We start from the raw sequence: 24916 nt of genomic DNA, 5'->3' as shown, positions 1-24916 counted from the left end.
TTTTAACTCCTTTTAAATTGCTGCAAAGCATATTTTAATTCCCGTGCGTCCCGATATCGCTCTTTCGGATTATACTTGAGGCATTTCATCACAATGTCGTTCAGGATTGAAGGAATTTGCGGGTCTTTGTACATAGGAGGATTAAAAAACTCCCAATTCAGGCTGGATGAAAGCATGGAACTACTGTAGTCAACTCCCAAACGAGGAACCTCCCCAACAAGGAGTTCATAGAGAATGAGACCAAGAGCGAAAACATCCACCCGGTCCAGGCCTATGCCTTCCAGATATTCATTCTGTTCGGGTGCCTGATAGTTTGCCGTACCTTCACCTTTACGCGGTAACGCTGCTGTAAGGTTAAAATCGATTAGGAACACCTGCTGACCTCGCAGCAGAACGTTTTCCGGTTTGATGTCTCTATGCTGGTATTTCTGATGGTGCAACGGTGCCATAATATCGCACAGTTTAATTAAAAGATCGACCGAAGTACGCATCGGAACCCGGGTACTGAGCTGCTCCCGCAGAGTTAACCCGCCTTCAATCAACTGCATGATCAAGTAATACGTTTCCGTTAGCTCGTCATAGTGAGTCATATATAAGGCAGGAATATTCGAAGTCCAATTGGCTAATTTATGAATAACTTTGGCTTCCGATTCCGCCCGAGGCAAATAGCGTTTCTCGACATATACTCGCTTAATGCCCACCTTACGTTTTTCCTTTTCATCGAATGCTTCAATAAACGCTGAATTCGAACTCTCGTAAACGGTCTTTAGATAGGTGTATCGAAAGGATTGCGTAAAGACAATGTCAGACATGGAGCAGAACCTCTTTTTCAAATTGTTCTTTCACTTGAATAATACCGGGCCGTTGACCAGGTACCGGACTGAGAAGATTTGCAGTAAGCTGTACGAATTCCCGGGATAGCTTGGATCTTTGAAGCTCTGCCGGCTTTTTAATTCCTTGTACAGGTAAACCAAACATATACAAAACAAGAACACCGAAAGAATATAAATCTACTGAAGGCCAATAGGTATCACCGGCATTCAAAGCAATTTCGGGAGCTTTATACGGGTCCTTCCGCTCGAGCACTTTTTGTATCATTGTTTCTATATTAGGATTATCGACTTTGGAGTATTCGAAATTGCAAATTTTAGGAAGCCATCTGCCATTCTTCAGTTTCGTGAGATAGATACTGCTGGGCCGAAGGTAACGGTGAATAATAGGTTCTTCATTATCGTGTAATTCTTGAATGCCATTCACAATCCCCAGCAAAATGTCCAGCTTTTCATGAATGGTCAGCTGCTTCAGGTTCACTTGATCCAAGGTTTGGGAGCGTTCGCCCCCTAACTCGTAGCATGTATAAAAGAACTCATTACCTGATTCAATTTCAATGGGTCTATACCTTACAATGTTTTGCGGCAAGGGATCCATCGTCCAGCGGCGTTCCAGTGTCATCCAATCCCTCAGCTGGAAGCCCGAATCCTGTTTAACCTTACTTCTTCTGAACTGACGTACAACGCAGTAGACCTGCAAATGCGTAAATTCGTTATATCTGGTACACATGAATTTTTTCTCGCAGGCCTCCGAGTCATCCAACGGCAATAAATATTCAGGATAACAATCCATGATCGGAATGTTGTCTTCGTTAATCGGTTCCGCCAATACACGGTGATGTGCCATTACGTAGGACAGGATAACCTTATGGAAGCTAAGCAATTGATCTACAGCTCTTTTAACCGTAATCGGGTCCCCTTTGTCACTCGGAGCATTTCCAGGATGAACGGCTTCATTTCCAATGCGTTTTACTTTGTGTAAGTGTTTGGCTATCTCACCGTCGAAGAAACCTATCTCTGCGGTTTTACGAATGCGCTCATCCAGGGTAGGTGTTTTCCATGCACCAATAACTTCGATATGGTGAAACTCACAAATCCATGTCATAAAGCGTTCCAATGCTTTTCGCATTTCAAATGCAGCAATGTTCGGTTTGGTTTTCACATTTTGCTCAGCCTGCCTGCAGTGTCGATACAATTCCGGCTGCAACGTCTTAAGAAAAACAAAGTGATCGGGCATGAATTCTCACTTCCTGGCTTCTATATTCATTTAGAAGAAAAACGTTAATCGGTATCTATCTTTTTTATGCTATCGATTCATTAGACCTTGGCATAATAGTCAGCCCCAAGTTCCTGCAGTCTACCGATCCGATCATGTGTTTCGGGATGGGAAGAATGCAATGCCCGCCACAATCCTACTTGCGGTTGGGAACCGGCAAGCTTATCCAGCGCCGAGGCCAATGGTTTCCCGTATCCGATTTCCAAGGCAAATTTGTCCGCTTCGAATTCATTTTTGCGGCTGGAGTTCAATACAAGCAAAATGCCGATTTTGGTCCATATCCACATCAACCCGGCTAGCATTGCGTCGAACAAGAGAGCGGCCCAAACCCTTCTGCTGACCATGGCAACTGTTATTGTCGAAACAAAACGAATACACATGAATACACACGTAACAATCAGGTTTCCTACCGAAATGACCAGCAGCATATCCGTATCTTTGTTGGACAAATGGGCAAACTCGTGTGCCAATATGGCTTCAATCTCGTCATCAGGCAGAGCTAGCAGCCCTTGCGTCAAGCAAACGGTTCTGCGGCCGGTAGCAAATGCATTGGGCGACGGATCATAGTTAATGAATATGCGAATATCGCCCGGCAAGGATGGGTCTTTAGACTTAGCCTTTTCATATACTTTATTGAACAGAGGCTCGATCCGATCGCGAAATTCTTTACGGGTAATGGGCTTGGATCCGGTCTGCATTCGAAGTATGTATTCTCCTATCGGGGATAACGCTGCGGCCAAAGAAGCGGCATAAACAGCAAGAACAATCAAGAATCCCTCTATACCGGAAGCGCCAAACAAAGAGAACAAAAGGAATATGTTCAAAATCAAATACACGATAACGCCCCAATTATTTTTTTTGAACAGCCTTCTAAAGAAATCCACAAGATACAATCATCCCAGCTCCTTTGTGATTACTTAGTACCACATTGCTTTCGACAACTTCGTACAAATTCCTCTATTTGTAAATTAAATTTTACGATTTTTGGTATGTTTTATAGGAATTTGAACCTATTTCAAACAGCTTCTTAATTCATATATGTACCGACACCAAAATAAACAAAGACCCGAAGGGTCGAATCGTCCCCATCGGGTCTTCTTACTCACTTCACCTTATTCTCTTTCTGCCGCGCATCCTCGAGCGTGACCTGCACAAGGCGGCTGATGGCCTCGTCCAGCGCTTCTCCGAACGCTTCCGGGTTGGAAGTAACCTGCCAGCGGTTTTCGCGGATGACGCCCAGCGAGCCTTCGATGGATTCGTCCCGGACCCCGGCATCCTCAAGCAGTTGTACCGCTTTCGTCAGCGTATCGACAAGCCGCATCGGGCCGTAGCTTTGCGGTTCCTTGTACAAAGCCCGCGCGGCTGTTAGGACATAACCGACGAAGTCCAAAATCCGGTTATGCAGTTCTTCTTCAGATATGTTCTTTTCCGTATTGGTCATAGGAAATTACCTCCCTGGACGGTTTGCTGGTTTTCGGGCGCGGCGGCTGGTCCGCGTAACCAAGGGTGATCAGCAGCTCGGGCACAACTTCTTCGGGCAGGCCAAGCAGCTGCTGCACCGCCTTCGGGTGGAAGGACCGGGCCGGACAGCTGGATACGCCCAGCGACTGTGCGGTTAGCATAATGTACGCGGCCGCGATGCCCAAATTGACGAAGCGCAGCGCTTGGGCCGTGTCGGCTCCGCCTTTTTCCAGCGCTTCTTTCTGATTGGTGCAAAGCACTACCACGGCAGCCGGATTGCCCGAAACGCCCTGGGCAAATCTTTTCACCCTTCGGATTTGATCAGGGTCCTGCACGATCACAAAATGCGATTCCTGCGCATTGCTGCCCGACGGGCTGTTCAGCACCGCTTCTTCCAGCGCTTTGAAAATGTCCTGCGGAAGCCGGCGTGTCATATCATAAGAGCGCGTACTGCGCCTGGTTTTAATCGACTCCAAAACGTCCAAGCTCATTTGTCATCCTCCCTCACCTTCCATGCTGCGGCTTATTGAATCGAAAAGCCCAGCCGCTCCAAAATTTGCTTCAAATTTTCCCTCAGGCTGGCCGACGCGGCAATCGTTTCGGGACGGGTGCAGCGTCTTGCACAGTGCTCCGTCCAACCGTACTCCACGCCTTCCTTCTCGGGTTCACCGGCAAGAGACACCCTGCGGCCGTCGTACGTCCTGCGGTTGATCATCGTCCGGTCATACTCGACCAAGCCCTCATCCAAGTACTCGGTGGAGTAGCGTTCTTCATGCACGGTCACTTTTTCTGGCAGACGCGGCTTGACTCCCCGCCGCACGCCTTCACGCTCGAATCCGACGGCCAGGCCTGCCAGTGCATAAACCCCTTCCGGAAAGCCCAGCTCCTGCGCTACGGCTGCCGGATCGTTACGGATGGAGCCTACCGGCACCGCCGACATCCCCAGTGATTCCGCTGCGACCAAGGCGTTCTGCAGCGCCAGCGCCGCGTCGACGGACGCCAGCAGGAACATCTCCAGCGATTCCGCCCCAAACCGGTACCCCTGCCGCTCGGTGAGATATTTAAGCCGGTAGATATCGGCGCAAAAGACAAGAAATACCGGGGCTTCGTTAATGAATTTCTGGCTTCCCGAAAGCCCAGCCATGCGGGCTTTGCGCGCCTCGTCTTTGACGACGATGATGCTGTACGCCTGCAGGTTCGAGGAAGTCGGCGCGCTTCTGGCGGAGGTGAGAATCGCTTGGAGCGCTCCCTCGGCAAGCGGCTTGTTCAGAAATCCTCTGACCGATTCGTGCGAAGTCAGGATATTCAGCGTCTGATTCATGAGATCCACCGGCAGCTTAATGCCCTCGAGCTCCATCCGGCTTCGAATGGTTTGCCGGCTCATACACACAGCTTCCCGTTCTCCATGATTTTCAGATCATCGATGGTTATGTCCGGCTTGGACACCACGCCGTCGATATGGACGCCAGCCGAAACGGTACCGCCGAACGTATTGTTGCTGCCAAATGCGACATGGATGGTACCGTAAACTTTTTCGTCCTCAAGCACGACGCCGGTAATTCTGGCTTTATCGTTGGTTCCGATGCCGAATTCGCCCAGCTGCCGGCCATCGCCGTCTCCCAGCACGCCCAGCAGCCAGTCCGCCGCTTCGCCCTCGGCCTTGGCGATCCGGCCTTTTTCAATGGTCAGCAGCAGCGGCGAGCTAAGCTTACCGTAGTTGGCCAAGGAGCCGTCGATCAGAATTTGGCCCTCGGCCGATCCTTCCACCGGGGCGATATAAGCTTCGCCGGACGGCAGGTTGCCGGATTCCCCCGGATTCAGATATACGCCGGTGCTGGGAACGCCATTTCTGCCCGCAATCGAGAAGCTGAGGGTATATCCGCCCTTTTCGATGCGGACCTGCTTGCCCGAAGTCAGCATGTCGGCTGCCTTCTCGGTCAATTCCTTGACCTGTGAATAGTCGGCGGCGATAGCACCCTCCAGAAACATATCTTCTGTAATGCCCGGCATGGTAGCCAGTCGTGCACCTGCAGCCGCAGCCGCTTTGCGCGCCTGCGTATGGGTCAGCGAATGCTCGGTAATGCACAGGACAACCTGTGAAGCGGCCATTGCCGCGGCGATCGGAGCAGGCGGCTCCTGACCGGAGCGCTCCCTTACTTTGATCACGGCAAGCATGGCTTCCGCGCCAAGGCTTTTGCCCGCTTCGTACACCGATTCGGCCAGCCCTTTCTTGACGTCGTCAGTGACGATAAGGAAGGTTTCGCCCTCCTTCAAGCCAAGACATTTTTGCAGTACATTTTTACTGATTTCGACGAGTTGTTGATTCATCTCTATTCCACCCATCCTATGGAGTTTGGGATTGTGTCCTTTTCATTAAATCATTTCAGAAACTAATTTTGCCATAAGCGCATTCGAGAGGATGACCGGCTTGCCGCTGATCCGGTGCACCAGCTCACGCGCTTCTTCCGTGTAGCCCATGCAATCCAGCAAAATCAGATCGGCTTGTTCCTTCAATTCATTTGCCGCTTTATAAAAATTTTCCTCATCGTTCTTATATGGCGATGCGATCCCGAAGACCGGATTCATTCCGAGCGGGGCGTATTTGGGCTGCAAAATGTCCGTCTGCTCCGGCAGCGGCACCATAACGCCGAGGCGGCGACCGCCCGTCATCGCCTTGACTGCCGGCGGGATAATCACGTCCGGTTCGATCAGGTGAGACGTATTTGTTGTCAGCCCGGGAAACACGCCGGTACACAGAAGCAGGATTTGCCGGATTCCCGAATCCTCCAGCTCGTGGATTTTCCTCTGCAGGATCGGCTGAATTTTTTCCCGCGAGAACACGGCTGATTCCCCCGTCGTCAAACGGGAGGTTAGAACGTATTCTCCGGGCTCGGGGGCCAGATTCGTTTCAATGTACTCTTTTGAAAAGCCGTCCAGCACGCCGACTTGAACCAATTCCGCGCGCCCCTCCAAATATCGCTCAATGATCGGCGCCACATCCGTGCGGGGCGCCTGACCAATCGTAATCATACCCAAACGTTCCATTACGCATTCCTCCAGTCGGAATCGGGAAGAAAAACCCCCAGCGCTTAATCGCGCGGGGAGTTTTCTCCGCCGGTCTGTAAAATTTTCATGGAGCCGTACAGCTTGGTGATGCGCTCGAATTCGTCCTTATCGTAAAAGTGGGTGATGCCTGCAGTGAACTCCTTTGCCACTTCCACGGAGAAACGTACGGCAGTTGCAATATCGATCTCGTGGCTGGCGCCCGTTCCGCATCCCGGTACGGTCGACTGGGCGGTAACGGCTACGCCGACAACCGGAGCGTCAGTAGCCACACAAGGCTGTAGAATAGAGTTAATATGGTATAAATCATTGCCGTAAGGCGTGATGTCCTGCATGGTGATCGGGAACGTAACGGCCAGCTGGCCGGTCGCCATTTCCATAATGCGCACCAGGTCCTCGCTAATGCGGAGGATATAACCTTCCTTTACGGTCGGCGAGATGGCAATACCCTTATGGTTGATGACGCGGTTGCCTTTTGTCGTATCGATGGACAGGATCGCTTCCATCTCCGGCGTTACTTCATGTTTGTTCATGGTCAAAATATCAACCGGCGAATCCATGAAGTCAACCGGCTCGTGCGGGCGGGTCGGCGCATCCGGGCAAATGTGCGTGCTGATAATGACGTCGCCCTTCAGAGCATCGCCTTTGGTCTGCATGTCCGCCAGCTTCAGCGCTGCGGCAACGGCCGCAACCGCGCCGTCGGCGTCGGATACGAGGCCGATCCGGCTCGGACGGGCGCCGATGCCGCCCAAGCGGCCGATGATGCCGAAGGTCGGCGCGCTGCAGCCTCTGCTTTTTCCTTCCGTTCCATGAATGACGATCTTGATGAAATCGGTGCTGCCTTTTTCACCGGTGACTTTGTTTACAGTAATGGATACGTCCGGATAAGCGGCGAACAGCTCCTTGATTTTTTCCCCGTTGACATAAGCGCTATCCATCGCTTCCATTACGATCATGGTGTGTTTCAATGACATTTTACTTCCTCCATTCTAAGCTGTCCCCCGCAAAGCAGAGTCCGTCACGGACTACCCTCATGGAATCGATATAAGTGCAAAAGATGACTTTGCGGAGGTCCGTAAATCGAATTAACCTCAAGTTCATTCAGTACAGATACGGGATAACCGGCTTCTTGATAATGTCCTCGACCGGCTTCATAAGCCTCTCGTTATACATCGTGGTGCTGAGCAGCAAATTTTGCTTCGGAACGGTGATAACAGCCAGCTGTTGGCCCTTTTGGATGGCAGCGGTAACGATTGGTTTGGCTGTTTTCGCATCCAGCGTCATGATCAGGTCCGGGAAGGTGGAGAATCTCTCGCCATCCTTTTCCAGCGTCATGTATTCGTTCCAGAAGGTCATTTCATATTTGCCGTCGATCCAGACGGTGCCGACGTCGAAGCCCCCGGTCGTCTCCAGCGTGAAGTCCGTGACGGATCCGGTCGTGACGACTTTGCCGCCCAGCTTGGCGACGACGGCGTCGATCGCCGCTTCGCCTTTGTGCGAAAGCAGCGCCTCACCTACTCCGATAGCCTGCGAGATCGCGCCCGGCGCGCCGTTGCGCTTGGCGTAGCCGACGGTTACAGGGTTACGGGCCACCGCCACCAGTCCGCCTGCTTCCACGGACGCTTTACGGATCATGGACGCGGACCGCTCAAGCGAGCCGGATATGCTCATTTCGATATAATTCGCGTCTTTGCCGCCTACACCGGCCTGGTGGGAAACGTAGCCTTCCAGCTCGGACAGGTTCATGGAGCCCATGGCACCGGTAGGATGGGCCCGTCCGTTGCAGGCGAAATCGACAAGCGGGATGCCGGTGATTGCCGATTGGAACCACCCGTTGACCGAGGTGGAACCTCCGTTCTCATTCGTATGGAGTCCCTGGATCGGTCTCCCGATTTTTTGCGAGAGCATGTCAAGCGCTTTGGCATAGTGAATCGGCATGACGAATTGGTCTTTGGCCGCCGGCGCCCCTACCATGGATACAGTGACGAGCAGATCGTCCTCGGCGAACTTGTCTATCGGTGTCAGCTCGACCTGTCCGACTTCCAAAGCCAGACGCCCGAGCTTCAGCCCCTCCTCAATCCAGCCGCCGCCGCCGCCGCCCAGCAGGGCGCCGCCGTAAACCGCGTATTCAACCATTTGTGCGTCGATCTTGATATTCGTCAAAAGGGTTCAGCCTCACTTTCTAAATTTAAATACCGAGTTAAAGAAGCTGTAGAGCGCGTCTCCCGCGATAAATCCTGCCGCCATGATGCTCATCGGCGCCTCGGCTTCCTTCTTCCAAATGCGCGTTACGATAATCCGGATCGCGATACCGCTAAGCACGGCCCAGCAGGCATTCGGCGAAAGGATCAATAGACCCGTAGCGAATAATACGCCAAGCTGGCGGCTTGGTCCGCCGATCAGCTGAATGATCGCGCCCGGAATGGCCCAAAGAAGCAGCTGGGTTGCGACTTCCGGCGAAGTACCCGCTTGGATCGTCGAAACGTAAACTTTATCGATCGGCGGTACAAGGTTTTGCGCGAAGTACGATTGATAAGTGAAAAGAACCGTAAGCAGAGCCACGCCGAAAGCGATCATAGCCGTGATGTACTGCTGCTTCCTGCCGTTCAACTCAAATTCCCGGTCGGCTCCGCCGCCCCGCAGGATATGGCCCGTTTTCAGGTCATAGCCCATGTCGGCAAATGCCGGACCGGTCGAGGCGCTGAAGCCGGCCAATAAAGCGAGGGCTACCGGCGGGAAGCCGATCAGCATGCCGAACAATAACGTGATAAAGGCGACGGCAAAAGCCGGGAACCAGCCGGAGTGCATCGCCGCGATACCGACAATCAGCTCATGAACGAACGCTGCGAAGGCGGCAAAGAAGAGGAACCCGATCAGCATACCAAGCGGCATGTCCGTTATGAGACCGCCGGTAACCGCAATGATGAGTGCGATGATCAGATAAGCGACAAAGCCTAAGCCCAGCGTGCGCTTCGCTTCATTGATGGGAACCGTATGCTGGGCATCGTCGGATGCGGCCGCCGTTTCACGTGCCGCCTGGCTCTCTGCCGCTTTTTTCTTCTGACTGCTGAAGATCAGCATCGTTACCTGGATTAGCGCAACGATACCGGCGCCGATCATGATGCCGTGTGCAATGTACAATTTATTGACGTCAATGCCGAACAACGGAACGGAATACTGGCGGATCAAGAGGCCGATGCCGAACATGCTCAATGCCCAAATGTTCCCGATAAACGCCACGCCGAAAGCGGACATCGAAATCTTGAGCCAGGAGCCGATAAGACCGATAACGATGCCGACACCGAGAAGCCCTGCACGCTTGCCGCCTTTGTCGCCTGCGAGAATCGATTGGGCTGTCGCTACCCCGGGAGCCCAAGTGCCGGATGCGGGAAACAGCTTGGAGTCAAAAAGCTTGTACAAAATGGCGGCGTCCACGAACATGGCAAGCGCGGCGCCGATCAGCATCGGGATGATCAGCTCGGGCGTACCCATCACAAAAGGGATGCCGATCGGAATCAGCAGGCTGTTGGCCGCCCCGAAGGTGGCCGAAGAGATCGAGGTCTGCACCATATTTTGGCGGTGGACCGATCTGTATCGATTAAATATGGTAACTGGAATGCGCGCAATCAGCATGGCTACCAGCGCCCCGATAATGGAGGTATTCGGCGTGACGCCGAGGGTGGTGACGATCTGCATGCCGATGATGGCGCCAAACACAGCTGTAACGATGTTCAGGATGAGGCCAAAGGGCTCAAAAAACCTCGGATGCTTCTTTTCATTTTCCTCTTGCTGTACTTGATGATTTCCCACTGTTATTCCTCCGTTTCATTTGGTCGATCCGGTTCCTGCTCAGGCGGTGAATAAAGGATTTTGCAAAATTTGCTGAACCTCGTCCCTGGCCCTTTTGAGCATTTCAAGCGTATGTTCTACCTTCTCCGGCGGCATCCGGTGATCCGGTCCGGCTACGGTCAGCGAAGCGACCGCTTCGTTTCGGCGGTTAAACAAGGGAACCGCGATGCCAAAGACCGAATCTGCATAATCTCCTAGAGAATAAGCCCATCCCTCCCGTCTGATGTTTCGCAGTCCCTCCATGAGCTTGTTTTTACCGGGAAAGGTTTTGAGCAGTTTATCCGCCCTTAGCCCTTCAGCAATGATGCGCTCCTGCTCCTCCTGCGATAGATACGCCATAATAACTTTATTGGATGCCCCGGCATAAAGCGGGACCCTGCTCCCCACGGTAAGAACATACTTAAGCAATTGCGAGCTTTCATAGATGTCTATACAGATTCCCTCGTGCCCGTCCAGCCAGGTGAGAAAAACCGATTCCCCCGTCGACTCGGATAGTTTTTTCAGCATCGGGTGAATCCGCTGGGCAAGCCCCATCCGGTCACCCGCGATGGCTCCAAGCTCCATAAACCGCAGGCCCAGCCCGTATTTTCGCGTTTCGTTGTCCTGCTCCAGAAAACCGTGCTTACGGTAGGTGGCCATAATGCGAAATACGATGGAATGGCTCATCCCCAGCTCTTTGGCGAGCTCGCGCACGCCCCACGAAGGATGCTCGCGCGTAAACGAATTCAATACGGCCAGCGCCTGATCCAATGTCTTCAACACAGAATCCCATCCTTTGTACCTGTATGCGAACCAGCGGTTCTCATTTTGACCAAAAAAAGCGCCTGCAAAAATTAAAGCTTCGGTTCAGCCTCCTTTTTACAGGTAAATTCAGGATTCGATTTCTCTTTCTTAAAAAAGCTCCTCTGCCATGTTCCAAGCACCACGCCCGCAAAAACCAGCAAAGCCCCGAAGATTTGAGATGCGGAAACGGCATGGCGGAAGACCGCAAAATCAAGCAGCATCGTCATCAACGGCTGGAGGTTCAGCACAATGGCGGCTTTGGCGGCGCCGACCGTCTGCATCCCTTTGTTCCACCAGACGCTGGTCAGCCCTTGCGCAATGAGGATGGAGCCGAAGGCAAGCACCCAAATCCAAACCGAATGATGCCAATCCACCGTGGAAAAGGCCAATACGAACGGGTCAAACAGGATAGCGCTTAGCGCAAAGCTGTACACCGTGACGATGAATGGCGATAGCCTCCTGGACAGAATACGGATGAAAATCAGGTTGCATGCAAACGTGAATGTCCCGCCCAGAAGCAGCAAATCGCCCGTATTCAGCTGGAAGCTTGCAAGCCCAAGCGCCTGTGAAATCCCGACGGTCGCCACCAGGCAGCCTGCAATCATGCGCCAGGTAATTCTTTCCTTGAGAAAAATAGCGGCTAGCCCGGCGGTGATCAGCGGCGCCAGCGTAAAAATGAGCGAAGCGTTGGTTGCCGTTGTCCGCTGAAGACCCTGGTACAGGAAAATCTGATTAGCGATGAGGCCGATGACCGCGGACAACAGCAAAAACAGGACTTCCTTCCGGTTGACCTTGACCACGGCTTTGGCGGCGATTGCCCAGCCCAGGAAAACGACGGCGATGACCGTCAGACTTAGCGCCGAAAGAAAATACGGGGAAAATTCCTTGAGTAAAATTTGACGCGAAATATAGTTCAGTGACCAAATGAAGACGCAGAAAATGATAATCGAGTAGGCTTTGACCGGCGAAAACGCTTTGAAATCAGACAACCGGCTGCCCACTGCCCAGCTGTTTATACAGGGTAGAAGCAAATAACCCTTCCGCTTCGACCGCATCAATCACGAGCACGTTCAATTCTTTTCTCAAGACATCGGCCAGACCGATCGTGGAGAAGCCCGTGCAGGCGAAGACGATGACTTCCGTTCCCTGCTCCATCAGACTGCGCGCCGCAGCGATCGCCTTCTCGCGTCCGGCCGGCGTCATCAGGTCGGTAGTGTTCGTGACTCCTTCCGGACGGATGGAGTTCACCAGCAGATCGCCCAGCAGGTTATTCATGACGGCCGGCACCTCGTCGGTGATACCCATTACGCCGACCTTTTTGCCGATGGCCAGCGCCATATGCGAAGCTGCGCTCCCTGCGCCGATGACAGGAATGGATACATTCTCGCGAAGCTGCTTGATCGCAGGATCCGCAGCACAGCTGATAATGAGCAGCTTGCAGCCTTGAGCTTCGAGGCTTTGGCCGAGCGCTACGATTTTCGGATTGGCGATCTCTTCGGTCTCATCGTTGAAAATGCCAAGGGGCTGGTCCGGAATGCATTTGTTGATAACAGGCACCCCGTAGAGATTGGTGATCATTTTACCGTGCTGTTCCAGCACTTCGGCATCCGTCGTGGTCAGCACGCGAATCAATCCGATCATATGGGTTCATCCCTTTCCATTATTGTAAGACTAATCTGAAAAGTATTATTAATCTATTGTAATCCGTTTCAAATGTGTCAACAATGTGTCCAAACGCCAAAATGAACAAAGACCTGTTGTGCTGCAAGCACAACAGGTCTTTGTTCATTCTGCTTTTTTCAGAAGGTAAAATGCCGTGCACAAGTAATAGACAAACCGGTTCAGCGCATTGTCCAGATCGATATCCGAAATCTCCTTGATCCGGTCAATCCTGTATTTTACCGAGTTCCGGTGGACGTACATCCGGTTTGCGGTTTCGATCAGGCTGCCGCCGTTAGCCAGATAATAATATAAGGTGGTGACCAGATCCGTTCCGTTTTCTTTGTCATAAAGGGTCAGCTTGCCGATTTTCTTTTCAATCAGCGGCCCGAAATTGACATAGTCGGAAGACTCGAGAAGCAGATGGAACATTTCCACTTCTTCGAAGGTGAACATGTGCCTGTTTTTATCCAGACGCTCCCCGAGCGTGATCGCCTTCTTGGCTTCAATATAGCTGCGGTTGACTTCCCAAAGAGGGCGTTTGGCGCCGAAACCGCTGCGGATCCTGCCTGCCTGGGAAAGATGAGGTCCCAGAATATCGCTCCATGCCTTGGTTTTCTCCATGCTGTGGGCGGGCTTTTTGGCGAGGTCGCCTTTGCAGGTGGCCAGCAGCAGCACCAGCCGGTCCGCTTGTTTTTGGACATGGGAGCGGACTTTCCGGCTGGCCGATTCCTGATGAACGAGCTCGCTAACTTCCGCGAACAGAGCTGCTGTCTCGTCCAGGATGGGCATATCCCCCTCAATCATGCAGACCTCCCACAGCCATTCCGGCTGCAGTCCGAGCTGCCGGCCTTTGTTCTCCACTTCCTGCCGGGAGAGGGGCATACCCATTAACAATTCCTCAAAAAAGCTGCCTCTCAGCCGCTGCTCCGTATCGTAGGCGGTCTTCCTGCGCATGAGCTCCAGTGAGAATACGAGACGCGCTTGCTCGATGCAGACAAGCTCCAGCTCGTCCAGATGCTCTTTGCCCACAACCAGCCGGCCGACAAACTGCTTATCCACCGTGACGTCCCATCGGCGGCTTTTCGCGGAAGGTTCATAAGGTGCCGTAGAAGGAGAAGACACCAGCAGCTTGCCTGTACTGCCCACGAACCAGATCGGGCATTTGACCAGCTCGGCCACATTATCCGCCACGACCTGAATGCCGCTGTTGTTCAGCACCAGATTGGTGAGTGTCCTGTATACCTCTTCAGACCTTCTGAGCAAAGCGGCCTGCTTGTCCAGGATTTGCTCCATCACCGTGTAGGTGATATCAATATACGGAATCCCATTGGGGATCTGAATGATCGGAATATGATACCGGTTGCTGAGTTCGAGCGCTTCCTTCGGGATGCCGGTCATGAACCGCTCCGGCTTGATCCCCAGCGCCGCGGCCCCCGCTTGCGCCAGCTGCTCGATCAGATCCAGCAGCAGCGCGGGATCGTGGCGGATCGAATAGCCCGTGGTCAGGATAAGCTCGCCTTCGCGCAGCCAGCCCTTCACGTCCGGCACTTCCATGATATCGATGTAGCGGACGATGCGGTTCAGTCCTTTGTCACCGGCGACCAGCTTCGCCTCCTTCAGTATGGGCAGCTTCAGCAAATCTTTGACGGTTAGCCCTTTGAATTTCATGTCCTTCACCTGTTTCGGGCAGATTGTGTGTTTAGCTTTATTGTAACATAAAGCCGCGCGATTGGTGGGAGATAAGCTAAAATAATGTCAGGAAACCTGACGTTTGGTCATTTTTTGCCTAATCATGAAAACATCGTATTTCTATTCATACCGTTCTATAATAGTAAAGGTTAGAATCCTTTATTTTTTTAGCAAGGAGCTTGGCTATGATTTCTTTTCCTGCTTTAAACGATGAGCAATGGTTGAAGCTGCTTGAGCAAGCAGCTAAAACTTTCAATGAGGTTACCCTTAGCCGAGGGTTTACTTATTTCAAACAGCAGCGCGTAACAACACTAATCGTTTCTGAGAATCAGATGGTTCAAGCGAGGGTAACAGGCTCGGAGGAATACAAGGTTACGCTGCATGTAGACAAGCTCAAGGCCAGTTCCTGTACTTGCCCGGTCCAAACCTCCTGCAAACATCAGGCGGCGGTTATGATGGAGCTTGCCGACCGACTCGGTCATCCGGCTGCGCAGATTGTGAATGCCAAGCAGCACCTTAGACGGAGCGATTCGCATTCCCCCTCAGCATCGCTGCTCAACTCCTTGCCCGACATGGATGTGTTTAGCTGGCATCAGTTTCTGGACCAATATACATCCCATGTTAAACCGGGATATGATCAGGGGATGTATATGGACGCATTGCGGGATCAGCTGCAAAATATCCGGAAGGACGCCATTCCTTTTTCGGAGATGGACCGGATGTATTTCGAACTGCATCAAGAGTTGTTCATCCTGCGAAAGATCAACGAGCAGACCGTCCAAAGCAGTGTAAATTACTACACCACTTTTGCGCTGTACCGGGTGAGCGATGAAATTCATGCCTTGTTAAAGCAGAAATCAGCCCTATTCCACTTCACCCTCGCTGTAGATCGCCTTAAAGAAACGTTAAGTTATCTTAGACAGCAAATAGCCGAAGAAACCGGTCATAACTATCTGAATTTGGGCCTGTATACGGAACTGTGGAAGCATTGGATTGCCCCCCATCCCGAGGCCGGTGACTGGATGTCGCAAGAGATGAACCACATAGAGAAGGCATCAACCGATTCGATGTCCGATTCTCTCTCATTGGTGAAAGCTTACTTGTATCTTCATCAATCGAGAAGCAAAGAAGCATGGGCGGCTTTGGAAGCGAGCGGTGCGTTAAAAAAAGCGCCGGCGAGTCTATTTCTTCCTTTCCTGAATCATCTTTCCGATTCCTGCGACTGGGGAAATCTAGTGGATTGGCTGATAAGAACCGCCTCTTCCTTTTATGGCCGAAGGACCAAGGAATTCGATGTCTATATGAATTACTGGAAACAGGCGATCGCGCATGTTCCTGAAGCCGAAAAGCCGTTGTGGAACGTTCTGGAAGGGATGCTGCCTCATTCTGCTGTGATCATTGAAGAGATGCTGTACGAGCAGCGAAAATGGAAGCCTTGGATAGAAATGCAAATCCTCCAAGGACATGATCCCCTTCACCATCGGGTCAGCGTCCTGCAGCCGATCGAGAAGGAAGCGCCGGGTCTCCTTTTGCCTTATTACCATCAAGCCGTCAATCATTATGTCTCCCTTAAAAATCGGCATGATTACAAATTAGCGGTCAGGCTGTTGAAAAGACTGGAAAAAGTATACAAAAAGATGAAACAAGCCGATCGCTGGGATCGCTTCTTCACCGGTTTTACGGAACGGCACAGCCGGCTGCGGGCACTGCAAGAGGAAATGAAGAAAGGAAAGCTGTTGGAATGAGTACAAAATTGTATGATATGACCTTGCACGTGATTCTGACGGACAGCGGGGATGCCTTGCTATGGGGGCTTCAGGATGGAAATGATGTACCCGGCGATAAGTTCCGTAAATTATTGTTCGCTTGGCACGAGCCATCCTGCTACGGAACCACGCTGGAGCTGCAGCAGGCTGGGGAGCTGACAGTAACGATCCTCCCTGCAGAAATGGTGCTCCCCTTCTTCGCAGAGCCGAATTTCATGGAGGTCCTCCGATGGGAAGGCGGAAATGAAGCCGCCAAGGGATTACTTGAGGCCGCGCCGCTCTTATACAAAGAAGCCAAAGCAGGCCGTTATTTACCAAGCTACAGCTCATTCCGGAATGGGAAGCTGCAATGGACATGGGAGGCCGGATCCGAGGAGCTGGCAGAGCTGGATTGGGATACGCTGAAAAGCCTGGACAATTCAGGCGGGGAGCTATCCGGTTTGCGTTCAGCCTTCTCCGCTTCCGTTACCTTGGAGCACTATGCAGACAATGCTGCCGTGTCCGATCTTCGCCGCGATTATCCCGCGCTGTTTCAGGCGGCCCAGGCGGCAGCCGCCTCGGCCGCCTCGTTGACCGAGGAAGAGTGGCTCGCAGCACTCGGCTGGAAGCCGGACACCGCCCCCTTCCGCCCTGCTTTGCAGCTGCTGGAGCCCGACGATGAGCAGTACGATTGGCGCCTCCGTTTGGTGCTGCAGGATAAAAGCGAAGGCTCAACACTCGTACCCGTACGCCTGTCTGCAGACGGACACGCTTTGGGCACATGGGCCAGCGATTGGAGCCCTTACATCCGGGAACGGTCTCCCGGATGGGCGGCAAGGCTGTCCGCGGCGCTTCCAAGCGGGAATAGCGGCGGCGAGCTCTTCGCCGGGCCGTTAAGCGACGAAGCCGCTTGGCGGTTCCTGACCACGGACAGCCGCCAATTGCTGAGTGACGGCTGGAACGTCATGCTGCCCGGCTGGTGGGAGGCCGCCTCGAAGCGGAAGCCCCGCCTGAGGGCGCGGGTAACGTCTGAAGCCGGCGGCAGAGGCCAGTCGTTATTCGGGCTAAACGCCCTTGTCGATTTCGACTGGCGGGTTGCCATCGGCGATGCGGATCTGAACGAAGCCGAATTCTTAGCGCTGCTCAGCCGCAAGGAACGGCTTATCCGCTTCCGCGGCGAATGGGTCTACTTGGATCCCGGTCTGCTTGAGCAGATCCGCAGACTCATGGAAAGCGTGAACCCCGAAGAAGGCTTGTCCTTGCAGGATGTCCTTCAGTTGCACCTGTTAAACGAATTGGAACAAGAGAAGCCGTCAGAGAGCAGCCGCACAACCGAAAATGATGCGGAAGACGAAGAGGAACGGATCAAGCTGGAGGTGGAGCTCAACTCGCATCTCTTAGCACTGCTTCGTCAGCTTGGACAGCCGTCGGAATTAACAGAGCTTGCCGTACCTGAGGGGCTGCGCGCAGAGCTGCGCGGCTACCAGCGCGAAGGCTTCACATGGCTGAGCTTTCTTAGAAAGCTCGGGCTCGGGGCCTGTTTAGCCGACGACATGGGGCTTGGCAAAACCGTTCAATTCATCACTTATTTACTGCATCACAAGGCGGAGTCTGAGTCCCCCGCCCTGCTCATCTGTCCCACTTCCGTGCTTGGCAACTGGCAGAAGGAGCTGGCCCGTTTTGCCCCCGATGTAAAGGTGCTGCTTCATTACGGGAAGGGACGGTTAGACGGCGAGGCGCTTTCTGCCGTTTTGAGAGATACGGATGTGGTCATCACCTCTTATACGACGGCGCTGTTGGATCAAGAAACTCTGCAGGAGACCCTTTGGAGCTCGCTCTGCCTGGACGAAGCACAGAACATTAAGAACGCGCAAAACAAACAGTCGGCAGCTATCCGCTCGCTCAAAGCACGGCACCGCATTGCTCTCACTGGGACGCCGATCGAGAATCGATTGTCCGAGCTGTGGTCCATCTACGACTTCCTTAACCCCGGTTACTTGGGGAACCAGCGCGGGTTTCAGCATCGTTTTGCCAATCCTATCGAGAAGCATCACAACGAGGAGCGGACTGCGCAGCTCCAGAAGCTTGTCAAGCCCTTCATGCTGCGCCGCAAAAAGAACGATCCCGCTATCCGGCTGGATCTGCCGGAAAAGCAGGAAATGAAGGTCTATATCAACCTTACCGCCGAGCAAGGGGCACTCTACGAGCAGGTGGTCAAGGATCTCATGGAGCGTATGAAGCATCTGGAGGGCATGGAGCGAAAAGGTGCCATCCTCGCCGCCTTGACTAAGCTTAAGCAGCTATGCGACCACCCCGTGCTTCTAACGAAGGAAGCCGCGCTGTCTGAGAATACACTGCTGTCCGAAGAACACCGTGAAGCGTTCATCACCGGATCGGCGAAGCTGGAACGGCTCGTTGCTATGGTCGACGAGCTTAGGGACGAGGGAGATTCCTGCTTGATCTTCACCCAATACGTAGGCATGGGCCACATACTGGCCGATGTCCTGCAGTCGCATAGGGGCGAGTCCGTACTATACTTAAACGGCAGCACGCCGAAGACGGAGCGCGATAAGATGATTGCCAAGTTCCAGGCCGCAGACGGGACCCGTCCGGGCATCTTTATTTTGTCGCTGAAGGCCGGCGGAGTCGGCCTTAATCTGACGGCGGCCAACCACGTGTTTCATTTCGACCGCTGGTGGAACCCCGCCGTCGAAAATCAAGCCACCGACCGGGCCTATCGGATGGGACAGGAGCGCAACGTGCAGGTGCATAAATTCATCTCCCTTGGTACCCTGGAGGAGAAGATCGACGAGATGCTGGAGAGCAAGATGAGCTTGAGCGAGAACGTCATCTCCACCTCGGAAAGCTGGATTACGGAGCTCTCCAACGAGGATCTGCACGATTTATTCGCGCTTCGGCAGGCGTGGTGAGGCGCATTTAACTTCCATTCTATTCCTTTAGAACTATACAAAAAAAGCACAGCCTCCTCATTTTTATTGAGCGGCTGTGCTTTTTTTACATCAAGGGACTTTTTCAGTCTTCATCCAAGTTCACTTTTATCCCGCATCACTTTCCTTTTCACTTATTGCCCCAAAAGAAATTTGAGGCCCATTTTCATTCAAATATCCTTAATTCCTTGGCACGCTGCAGCGCCTGCACCCGATTGCTTACATTGAGCTTTCTGTAGACATTTTTAATATGCGACTTTACCGTTTCAGCCTTGATGTTCAGATGATAGGCGATTTCCTTATTGGATAATCCATCGGTGATCAATCGTAGAATCCTAGCTTCCTGCTCTGTTAGCATGACTTTAGGAGATGGTTCCTCTACCGGCGTTTCGGGACTCCCTGCCTTGTATGGAACTTCATCTTGCTCCCGCGGCTTAACCTTTGAGGGCTCGGCACCCTCGACTCTATGTTTTTTTCTGATTTTATCCAACGTTTTTGACATTCGCTGGGCGGTTACCGGCTTCATCAAATAATCCAGCGCGCTCATATCGAAGGCTTGAACCGCATAATCGTCATATCCGGTTACAAAAATCACGTCTATGGAAGCATCGAGATCAAGCAATAGGCTGGAAAGGCTCATACCGTCAATATTCGGCATGGAAATATCGAGAAATGCAATATGTACCGGATTCGCCTTCACATATTCATAAGCATCCAACGGATTTAGAAACTCTCCGCATATTTCGATTTCTCCGCTCTCAGACAGCAGCTTCTTTAAACGCTTCACCGCTAACTCTTCATCATCCACGATAATGGCTTTGAGCATGCTTCAGCCTCCAATCCGCTTGAACGGTCGTGCGGGAATGTCAAAGAAAACCTTTGTGCCTATTCCTTCTGCACTTTCAATATGAATGTCTTTTCCGTAGAGAAGCTGAATGCGTTGACTGATGTTCGACAGCCCTATGCCTTTCTTATTCACATCCGGCTTCAGTATTTCCTCACGTTTTAATTCGCTCATACCGCATCCATCGTCCTCCACGGCAAAGCGGATTACGGAGTCTGCTCCCTCTTTTACGGATATTTTTACGGTTCCCCCCCGTAAATTGGACATCAGGCCGTGTCTTATAGCATTCTCAACCAAGGGCTGCAGAATCAGCGGGGGGATCTGGATATCCGGATCCGCATTTACATCGTACTCCACACACAATCTCGCGCCAAAACGCGCTTTTTCGATGTTGATATACGCTTTTACCAATTCCAATTCATTTTCCAGGGTTGTCAGGAAATCCAGTTGTTTGAAGTCAAAGCCGCTTCTCAAATACCGCGAAAGATCCAGAGTCAACTCCTCTGCCTTCTGAGGCTCGTCGATGCACAGTGCGGCAATGGAGTTCAGGGCGTTGTACAGGAAATGAGGGTTGATTTGGGAACGCAAAAAGGCGATTTCCGCATCCTTGGCTTCGGATTGCAGCTGCTGATTCCTTCTGATCATTTCCTTTATTTTTTCGTTTAAAGAAGTGAAGAATAACACAGCCACTATAGTCATCGTGATATGAATGATCTGCACCTGAAAAACCTTAAAAGAAAACCCCCTAATCATTGATACTGTTGTCAGTCCAACAAGACAATAGTAGATGGAAAGCATAAGCGCCATTTGTATCTTCTTTCTCTTTGTTGCTTTGATGAAGAGCTTTTGAAAGAATACGATAACCGGCATGCTAATTAAAAGGGTAAGAGCTGTAGTATAAAATCCCAAATCGGGCCCAAGATAAAGTCGGTAGAGGATGATAAGTACGGATAGGAATACGCCTGTTTGCCAACCGCCATGTAACGTCCCTAACAGTAATGGAACGATTCTAATGTCCAAATGGATATTGGAAGTAATATAAGCAGGAAAGGACATACATAGTAGGATCGATAGCCCCGCTAATACGCATACGATAATCTGTCTGTGATGACTTCTCTCAGATCTCTCAGCAAAAAATATTTGGAAGATGAACATTACAGCGGCTATAAACGCGAATTGGAGCAAAAAATCCTTTATAATATCCATAATCCTACAATCACCTTTTCGAGATAGGCATGTGTAAATGATTATTGAATTTCCACCATTCAACTAATACTGAATTCAAAATGAATGATCACTCCCGCTTGCTTAGCTAAAATATTCAGTCGAATAAACGTGTGATCTGTATATGAATTTATAATTTTCCTCTAGTGGATGTATTTTGATTATATTATACAATTTTTCATATCAAAAGGTCAGCCACCGCCCAATATTTACCAGTCTATTTAAGGTTAGTTGCGATGCCGCTTAAATGGTATATAAAATTTACGGTAAGACGATGGTAAATAGCAAGCAAAAAACTACACCCACGGATTCTGGGGAGGCATTACTCGCAAAGAAAACTAAAAAAGCTGACGCGGTTGAATACCAGCGCCAGCTTGCAGCTTGCCTTTTTTTCCAAAATGGGGTGTTGACCCGGGTCCTGATCCTGAGGCTTTTTCAGTGTCTGCCGACGTTCCTCTAAGCCATAGTGAGCCTCAGCTTTACCTTCCATTTACAATGACACACCCAATAACCCTCGCGTTAATTGAAAATCAACGTTACCTTGCTGATACAGACGCGGAGTATAGCTGTGCTCCAGGATTTGCTTGCTTCTCTCTAGAATCTGGTTGGTCCAAGCGGCGGGATTCCCTGTTAGTAACAGGTCCAAATCATTGTCATACATTTGCTGCATCGTCGGCTCGGATGCCATTTGCAGCATTGGCACGAACGGATGCGTCTGCATCGGCTGATGATTAACCAGCGCTATCATTAACTCTACACCCGTGGCCGCTATGCCGGTAACGGTCTCCACCCAATGCTCGGTGGGGGTTTCCATGATGTGGAATCCTGTTTGACGGGCATGCTCCCCATAGGCCAATGACGGCGGGACATGGGATGTCGTCAATACATTGCCGCTGTAAGCAGGAGTTGAAAGCAGCCCGCTGTTCTCAGGGACCACTACCGTACCGCCTGCGCCGACAATCATCTTCGTCAACATCGCCAGCTGTTCACCGGCCGCGTCTGTAACGGGACCACCACTTAAAATCCCGATGCGTAATGCTTCCAGCCCGACCGTTTCCTTCACGGCTGGCCCAGCTGCGGATAATTGATCGGCAAACCACGCTTCCACCTTCCGCGTTACCTTATCGATCCCGCCGTCGAGCTGAATGCTGGCAAAGCCGAGTCGGCTGGGATCAACCCCCATCTCCTCCATCTGGTGACGCATAAAGTCATTGTGGGTTTTCTCACAGCCATGCTCCAGCAGCAGACAATGCTTAACCAGCGGATGGGCAACATAGCCAATCATGGTGCGGGCATACAGCTGCTCCGGCTGGCCGGCCGAATTGCCGCAGCCCTCCGTGTGAGCCAAGGCCACAAAGCGCGAAAGGTTTCCGGATGGACCAATCCCCTGTTTGTTCAGCCGCTGCGCAATCATATTCGCCACCTGACCGGCACAAAGACTTGTTGGCAGGATGAGTCCGATCTGATCACTGGCTCGATGGTTTTGGTGACGTGTTAAGGTGAAGCGGATGGGATTCGTCTGAGCGGCTGCATCGGTTTGAATCGCAATAGGCTCTCCCGTCGGCAGAGGTGCATTGAGCAGTGCATCCAGCCGGCTCGCATCGGTTTGCCGCCAGTTGCGCCAGATCTGCACCTGTGAATGGCCGGCCTTCTCCCCGACACTGCGCTGACCGGAGGCAATTTGTATCGAATATTCAAAGGCTTGCTTGCCCAATTCATCCATGGATATGCCATCCAGGTACTGACCGGCGTTGATATCCATATCGTTGGCCAGCAATTGGAAGCGGCGCGTCGTTGTCACCACCTTGACCGTCGGCACAAACGGGAAGTTGGTGATCGAGCCGTTGCCTGTCGTAAAGTAAATCAGGTTGCAGCCGGAAGCCACCTGACCGGCAATGCTCTCGAGGTCATTACCCGGGCTATCCATAAAATAGAACCCGGACTCTTTCATGAGTGCACCATAGTCAATCGCATAGTCGAGGCGGGTAGCCGGATCTTTCTTGCGGGCAGCCCCAATGGACTTGAGATAAATGTTATAAAGGCCGCGGTATTTATTGCCGCCGGATGGGTTTCCTTCCGCGGTAGCGCCGTGCCAAGACGTCCGCTCCTTGAAATCTTCGACAAGCTTCAAGAATTTGCGAGCGGTTTCAACATCGCGTACCTTTTGCAGGACATAGGGCTCGGCGCCAATCAATTCATCGGTTTCCGCCAGATTGGCGGCGCCGCCGTAGCGTATCAATTCCTGTGCAATCCAACCCAGCAGCGGATTGGCGGAAATTCCGGAAAAGGCGTCGGACCCGCCGCATTGCAGTCCAATCTTTAGATGGCTGATAGATTCAGGGGTCCGTTCTATCGCATTGACCGTCGGCAGCCATTCACGTACAATGGTTTCCCCTAAGGTCAGATTATCTTGAAAGCCGCCTTTGAGGGACAGGAACCGATGCAAAACATCATCTAAAGGATAATCGTGTTCGCGCATATACGCTTCGACCATCTGGTTGGTCACGGATCCCATGCCGTTATCTACGATTAAGACCGCACCCACGTTCGGATTGACGATAAACCCGGCCAACGTGCGCAGCAATAATGCCAGGTTATTCGGTTGTTCTGCATCCCCTTCCGTATGCGCCACAGGAACAATCCCATCCGCTTGAGGATAGTTCTTCAGTTCGCCTTGCAAACGAGCGGCGAGCTGCTTGACATAGCTCCCCGTGCGTGAAGTTGTGCCCAACAAGACAATCGTGTTACGGGTACCCACGCCGCGCGCTTGGCTGCGCCGATAACCCAGGAAGGTGCGCTTGTCCGGATATGCGGGCAGTGCCGGGGCCGGTTGAAAATTCGCCTCGTCCAGAACAAAAGGATGAAGCTCATCGGCAAAATTCGGCGTCGCCGGCAGCGCAAATCCCAGTGAGCGCACGCTAAGCGCTTCCAATACGCCTTTGTTGATCACATAATTGCCGGGCTGAATCGGCTGCAGAGCCACACCAAAGGGCAATTCCCAGGAAAGCAGGTCTTCACCGGGGGCAATCTCCTTCACCGCAAAGCGATGGCCTTCCATGACCGTGTAATCCAAGGTCAAGGTTTGACCTTGATAGTCAATGATGGTGCCGGCGTCCAGTTGACGTATAGCAATAGCTACATTATCACCGGGCAAGGGGAGTCTGCCAACTTCGTCAAAGTGATAAGATTGGGTCATAGATGAATAACTCCTTATTTAAGATTTACTTGATTTAAATATGATCCGCAGCCGTACAGAACCTTGAAGAGCTCGCTGACCGCCATAAGAAAGTTTGAAACCGATTACAGAATGCTGAAACGAAACTGGGCAGCAGCGCATCTCCATGTACATATTGTATCATAAAATGAAATAATTGGCTGGTCTTTTCTGTGCAAGGGGTGTTGCTTAATGCGACTTTTAGCGAAAGGAGATCGGCACGTTGAGCCCAATCCAAGTTCGTTTCATACCAGTCGATGGAACAAGGCTATGATCAGCTTCCGTACGAATGAGCAAACCGTAAAAATCCACAACCGCAGCCGGTTGT

The 24916-nt window shown here is 51.9% G+C and carries 21 protein-coding genes; 2 read left to right on the top strand and 19 right to left on the bottom strand.

From position 1 onward, the window contains the following. Positions 1-2 precede the first annotated feature (2 nt). The 15 genes from ACZYR9_RS07930 to ACZYR9_RS07860 all read right to left on the bottom strand — a co-directional run bounded on the left by ACZYR9_RS07930 (position 3) and on the right by ACZYR9_RS07860 (position 14592). Positions 3-812 carry a serine/threonine protein kinase gene (locus tag ACZYR9_RS07930; RefSeq protein ID WP_488977924.1) on the bottom strand — a complete coding sequence of 270 codons (810 nt, stop codon included), beginning with the start codon at positions 810-812 and terminating at the stop codon, positions 3-5. Continuing rightward, positions 805-2067 carry a protein kinase domain-containing protein gene (locus ACZYR9_RS07925; protein WP_488977923.1) on the bottom strand — a complete coding sequence of 421 codons (1263 nt, stop codon included), beginning with the start codon at positions 2065-2067 and terminating at the stop codon, positions 805-807. The genes ACZYR9_RS07930 and ACZYR9_RS07925 overlap by 8 nt, the downstream gene beginning before the upstream one ends. Before the next feature lie 80 nt (positions 2068-2147). Next, positions 2148-2990: a M48 family metalloprotease gene (locus ACZYR9_RS07920; protein WP_488978014.1), complete on the bottom strand. Its 843-nt coding sequence runs from the start codon at positions 2988-2990 to the stop codon at positions 2148-2150. A gap of 218 nt (positions 2991-3208) precedes the next feature. After that, positions 3209-3547, bottom strand: a complete 339-nt coding sequence (locus tag ACZYR9_RS07915) for a DUF6092 family protein (RefSeq protein WP_488977922.1) — start codon at positions 3545-3547, stop codon at positions 3209-3211. Then, positions 3519-4058: a nitroreductase family protein gene (locus tag ACZYR9_RS07910; protein ID WP_488977921.1), complete on the bottom strand. Its 540-nt coding sequence runs from the start codon at positions 4056-4058 to the stop codon at positions 3519-3521. The genes ACZYR9_RS07915 and ACZYR9_RS07910 overlap by 29 nt, the downstream gene beginning before the upstream one ends. A 32-nt stretch (positions 4059-4090) precedes the next feature. Continuing rightward, positions 4091-4951 carry an NADPH-dependent oxidoreductase gene (locus tag ACZYR9_RS07905; protein WP_488977920.1) on the bottom strand — a complete coding sequence of 287 codons (861 nt, stop codon included), beginning with the start codon at positions 4949-4951 and terminating at the stop codon, positions 4091-4093. After that, complete coding sequence (locus ACZYR9_RS07900) at positions 4948-5895, bottom strand: aminopeptidase (protein WP_488977919.1); 948 nt, start codon at positions 5893-5895, stop codon at positions 4948-4950. Before ACZYR9_RS07900 ends, ACZYR9_RS07905 begins: the two co-directional genes overlap by 4 nt. Before the next feature lie 45 nt (positions 5896-5940). After that, on the bottom strand, positions 5941-6612 hold the full coding sequence (locus ACZYR9_RS07895; RefSeq protein ID WP_488977918.1) for an AroM family protein: 672 nt from the start codon (positions 6610-6612) through the stop codon (positions 5941-5943). Positions 6613-6656: 44 nt separating this feature from the next. Next, positions 6657-7604, bottom strand: a complete 948-nt coding sequence (locus ACZYR9_RS07890) for a DUF1177 domain-containing protein (protein ID WP_488977917.1) — start codon at positions 7602-7604, stop codon at positions 6657-6659. A 127-nt stretch (positions 7605-7731) separates the two neighbouring features. Beyond that, positions 7732-8793, bottom strand: a complete 1062-nt coding sequence (locus ACZYR9_RS07885; protein WP_488977916.1) for an S-methyl thiohydantoin desulfurase family protein — start codon at positions 8791-8793, stop codon at positions 7732-7734. A gap of 12 nt (positions 8794-8805) precedes the next feature. After that, a complete protein-coding gene (locus tag ACZYR9_RS07880; protein WP_488977915.1) occupies positions 8806-10440 on the bottom strand; it encodes an OPT/YSL family transporter in 1635 nt (544 codons plus the stop codon). A gap of 39 nt (positions 10441-10479) precedes the next feature. Beyond that, positions 10480-11241, bottom strand: a complete 762-nt coding sequence (locus ACZYR9_RS07875) for an IclR family transcriptional regulator (RefSeq protein WP_488977914.1) — start codon at positions 11239-11241, stop codon at positions 10480-10482. A 71-nt stretch (positions 11242-11312) separates the two neighbouring features. After that, positions 11313-12251 (bottom strand): DMT family transporter, encoded by a 939-nt coding sequence (locus ACZYR9_RS07870; protein ID WP_488977913.1) that lies wholly within the window; start codon positions 12249-12251, stop codon positions 11313-11315. Next, on the bottom strand, positions 12244-12903 hold the full coding sequence (locus ACZYR9_RS07865; protein WP_488977912.1) for an aspartate/glutamate racemase family protein: 660 nt from the start codon (positions 12901-12903) through the stop codon (positions 12244-12246). The genes ACZYR9_RS07870 and ACZYR9_RS07865 overlap by 8 nt, the downstream gene beginning before the upstream one ends. 144 nt (positions 12904-13047) lie before the next feature. Then, positions 13048-14592 (bottom strand): PucR family transcriptional regulator, encoded by a 1545-nt coding sequence (locus ACZYR9_RS07860; protein WP_488977911.1) that lies wholly within the window; start codon positions 14590-14592, stop codon positions 13048-13050. Between the two features lie 206 nt (positions 14593-14798). Between ACZYR9_RS07860 and ACZYR9_RS07855 the strand changes: the two genes are divergently transcribed. Next, positions 14799-16358: an SWIM zinc finger family protein gene (locus tag ACZYR9_RS07855; RefSeq protein WP_488977910.1), complete on the top strand. Its 1560-nt coding sequence runs from the start codon at positions 14799-14801 to the stop codon at positions 16356-16358. After that, positions 16355-19288 (top strand): DEAD/DEAH box helicase, encoded by a 2934-nt coding sequence (locus ACZYR9_RS07850; protein ID WP_488977909.1) that lies wholly within the window; start codon positions 16355-16357, stop codon positions 19286-19288. The genes ACZYR9_RS07855 and ACZYR9_RS07850 overlap by 4 nt, the downstream gene beginning before the upstream one ends. Before the next feature lie 184 nt (positions 19289-19472). Here the strand turns inward: ACZYR9_RS07850 and ACZYR9_RS07845 are convergent, their stop codons facing one another. From ACZYR9_RS07845 to ACZYR9_RS07830, 4 genes are all read right to left on the bottom strand, one after another. After that, positions 19473-20132: a response regulator gene (locus ACZYR9_RS07845; protein WP_488977908.1), complete on the bottom strand. Its 660-nt coding sequence runs from the start codon at positions 20130-20132 to the stop codon at positions 19473-19475. Between the two features lie 3 nt (positions 20133-20135). Further along, positions 20136-21305: a sensor histidine kinase gene (locus tag ACZYR9_RS07840; protein WP_488978013.1), complete on the bottom strand. Its 1170-nt coding sequence runs from the start codon at positions 21303-21305 to the stop codon at positions 20136-20138. 391 nt (positions 21306-21696) lie between these two features. Further along, positions 21697-21864 carry a hypothetical protein gene (locus ACZYR9_RS07835; protein ID WP_488977907.1) on the bottom strand — a complete coding sequence of 56 codons (168 nt, stop codon included), beginning with the start codon at positions 21862-21864 and terminating at the stop codon, positions 21697-21699. Continuing rightward, the gene (locus ACZYR9_RS07830) at positions 21865-24570 is read right to left on the bottom strand and encodes a UxaA family hydrolase (protein ID WP_488977906.1); all 2706 of its coding nucleotides are present in this window, start codon (positions 24568-24570) and stop codon (positions 21865-21867) included. It abuts the gene before it with no gap. Positions 24571-24916 lie beyond the last annotated feature (346 nt).

The sequence above is a fragment of the Paenibacillus sp. F024 genome, assembly GCF_057814255.1.
The sequence above is the reverse complement of the archived record's forward strand: the minus strand, read 5'-3'. Positions and strand labels throughout refer to the sequence as shown.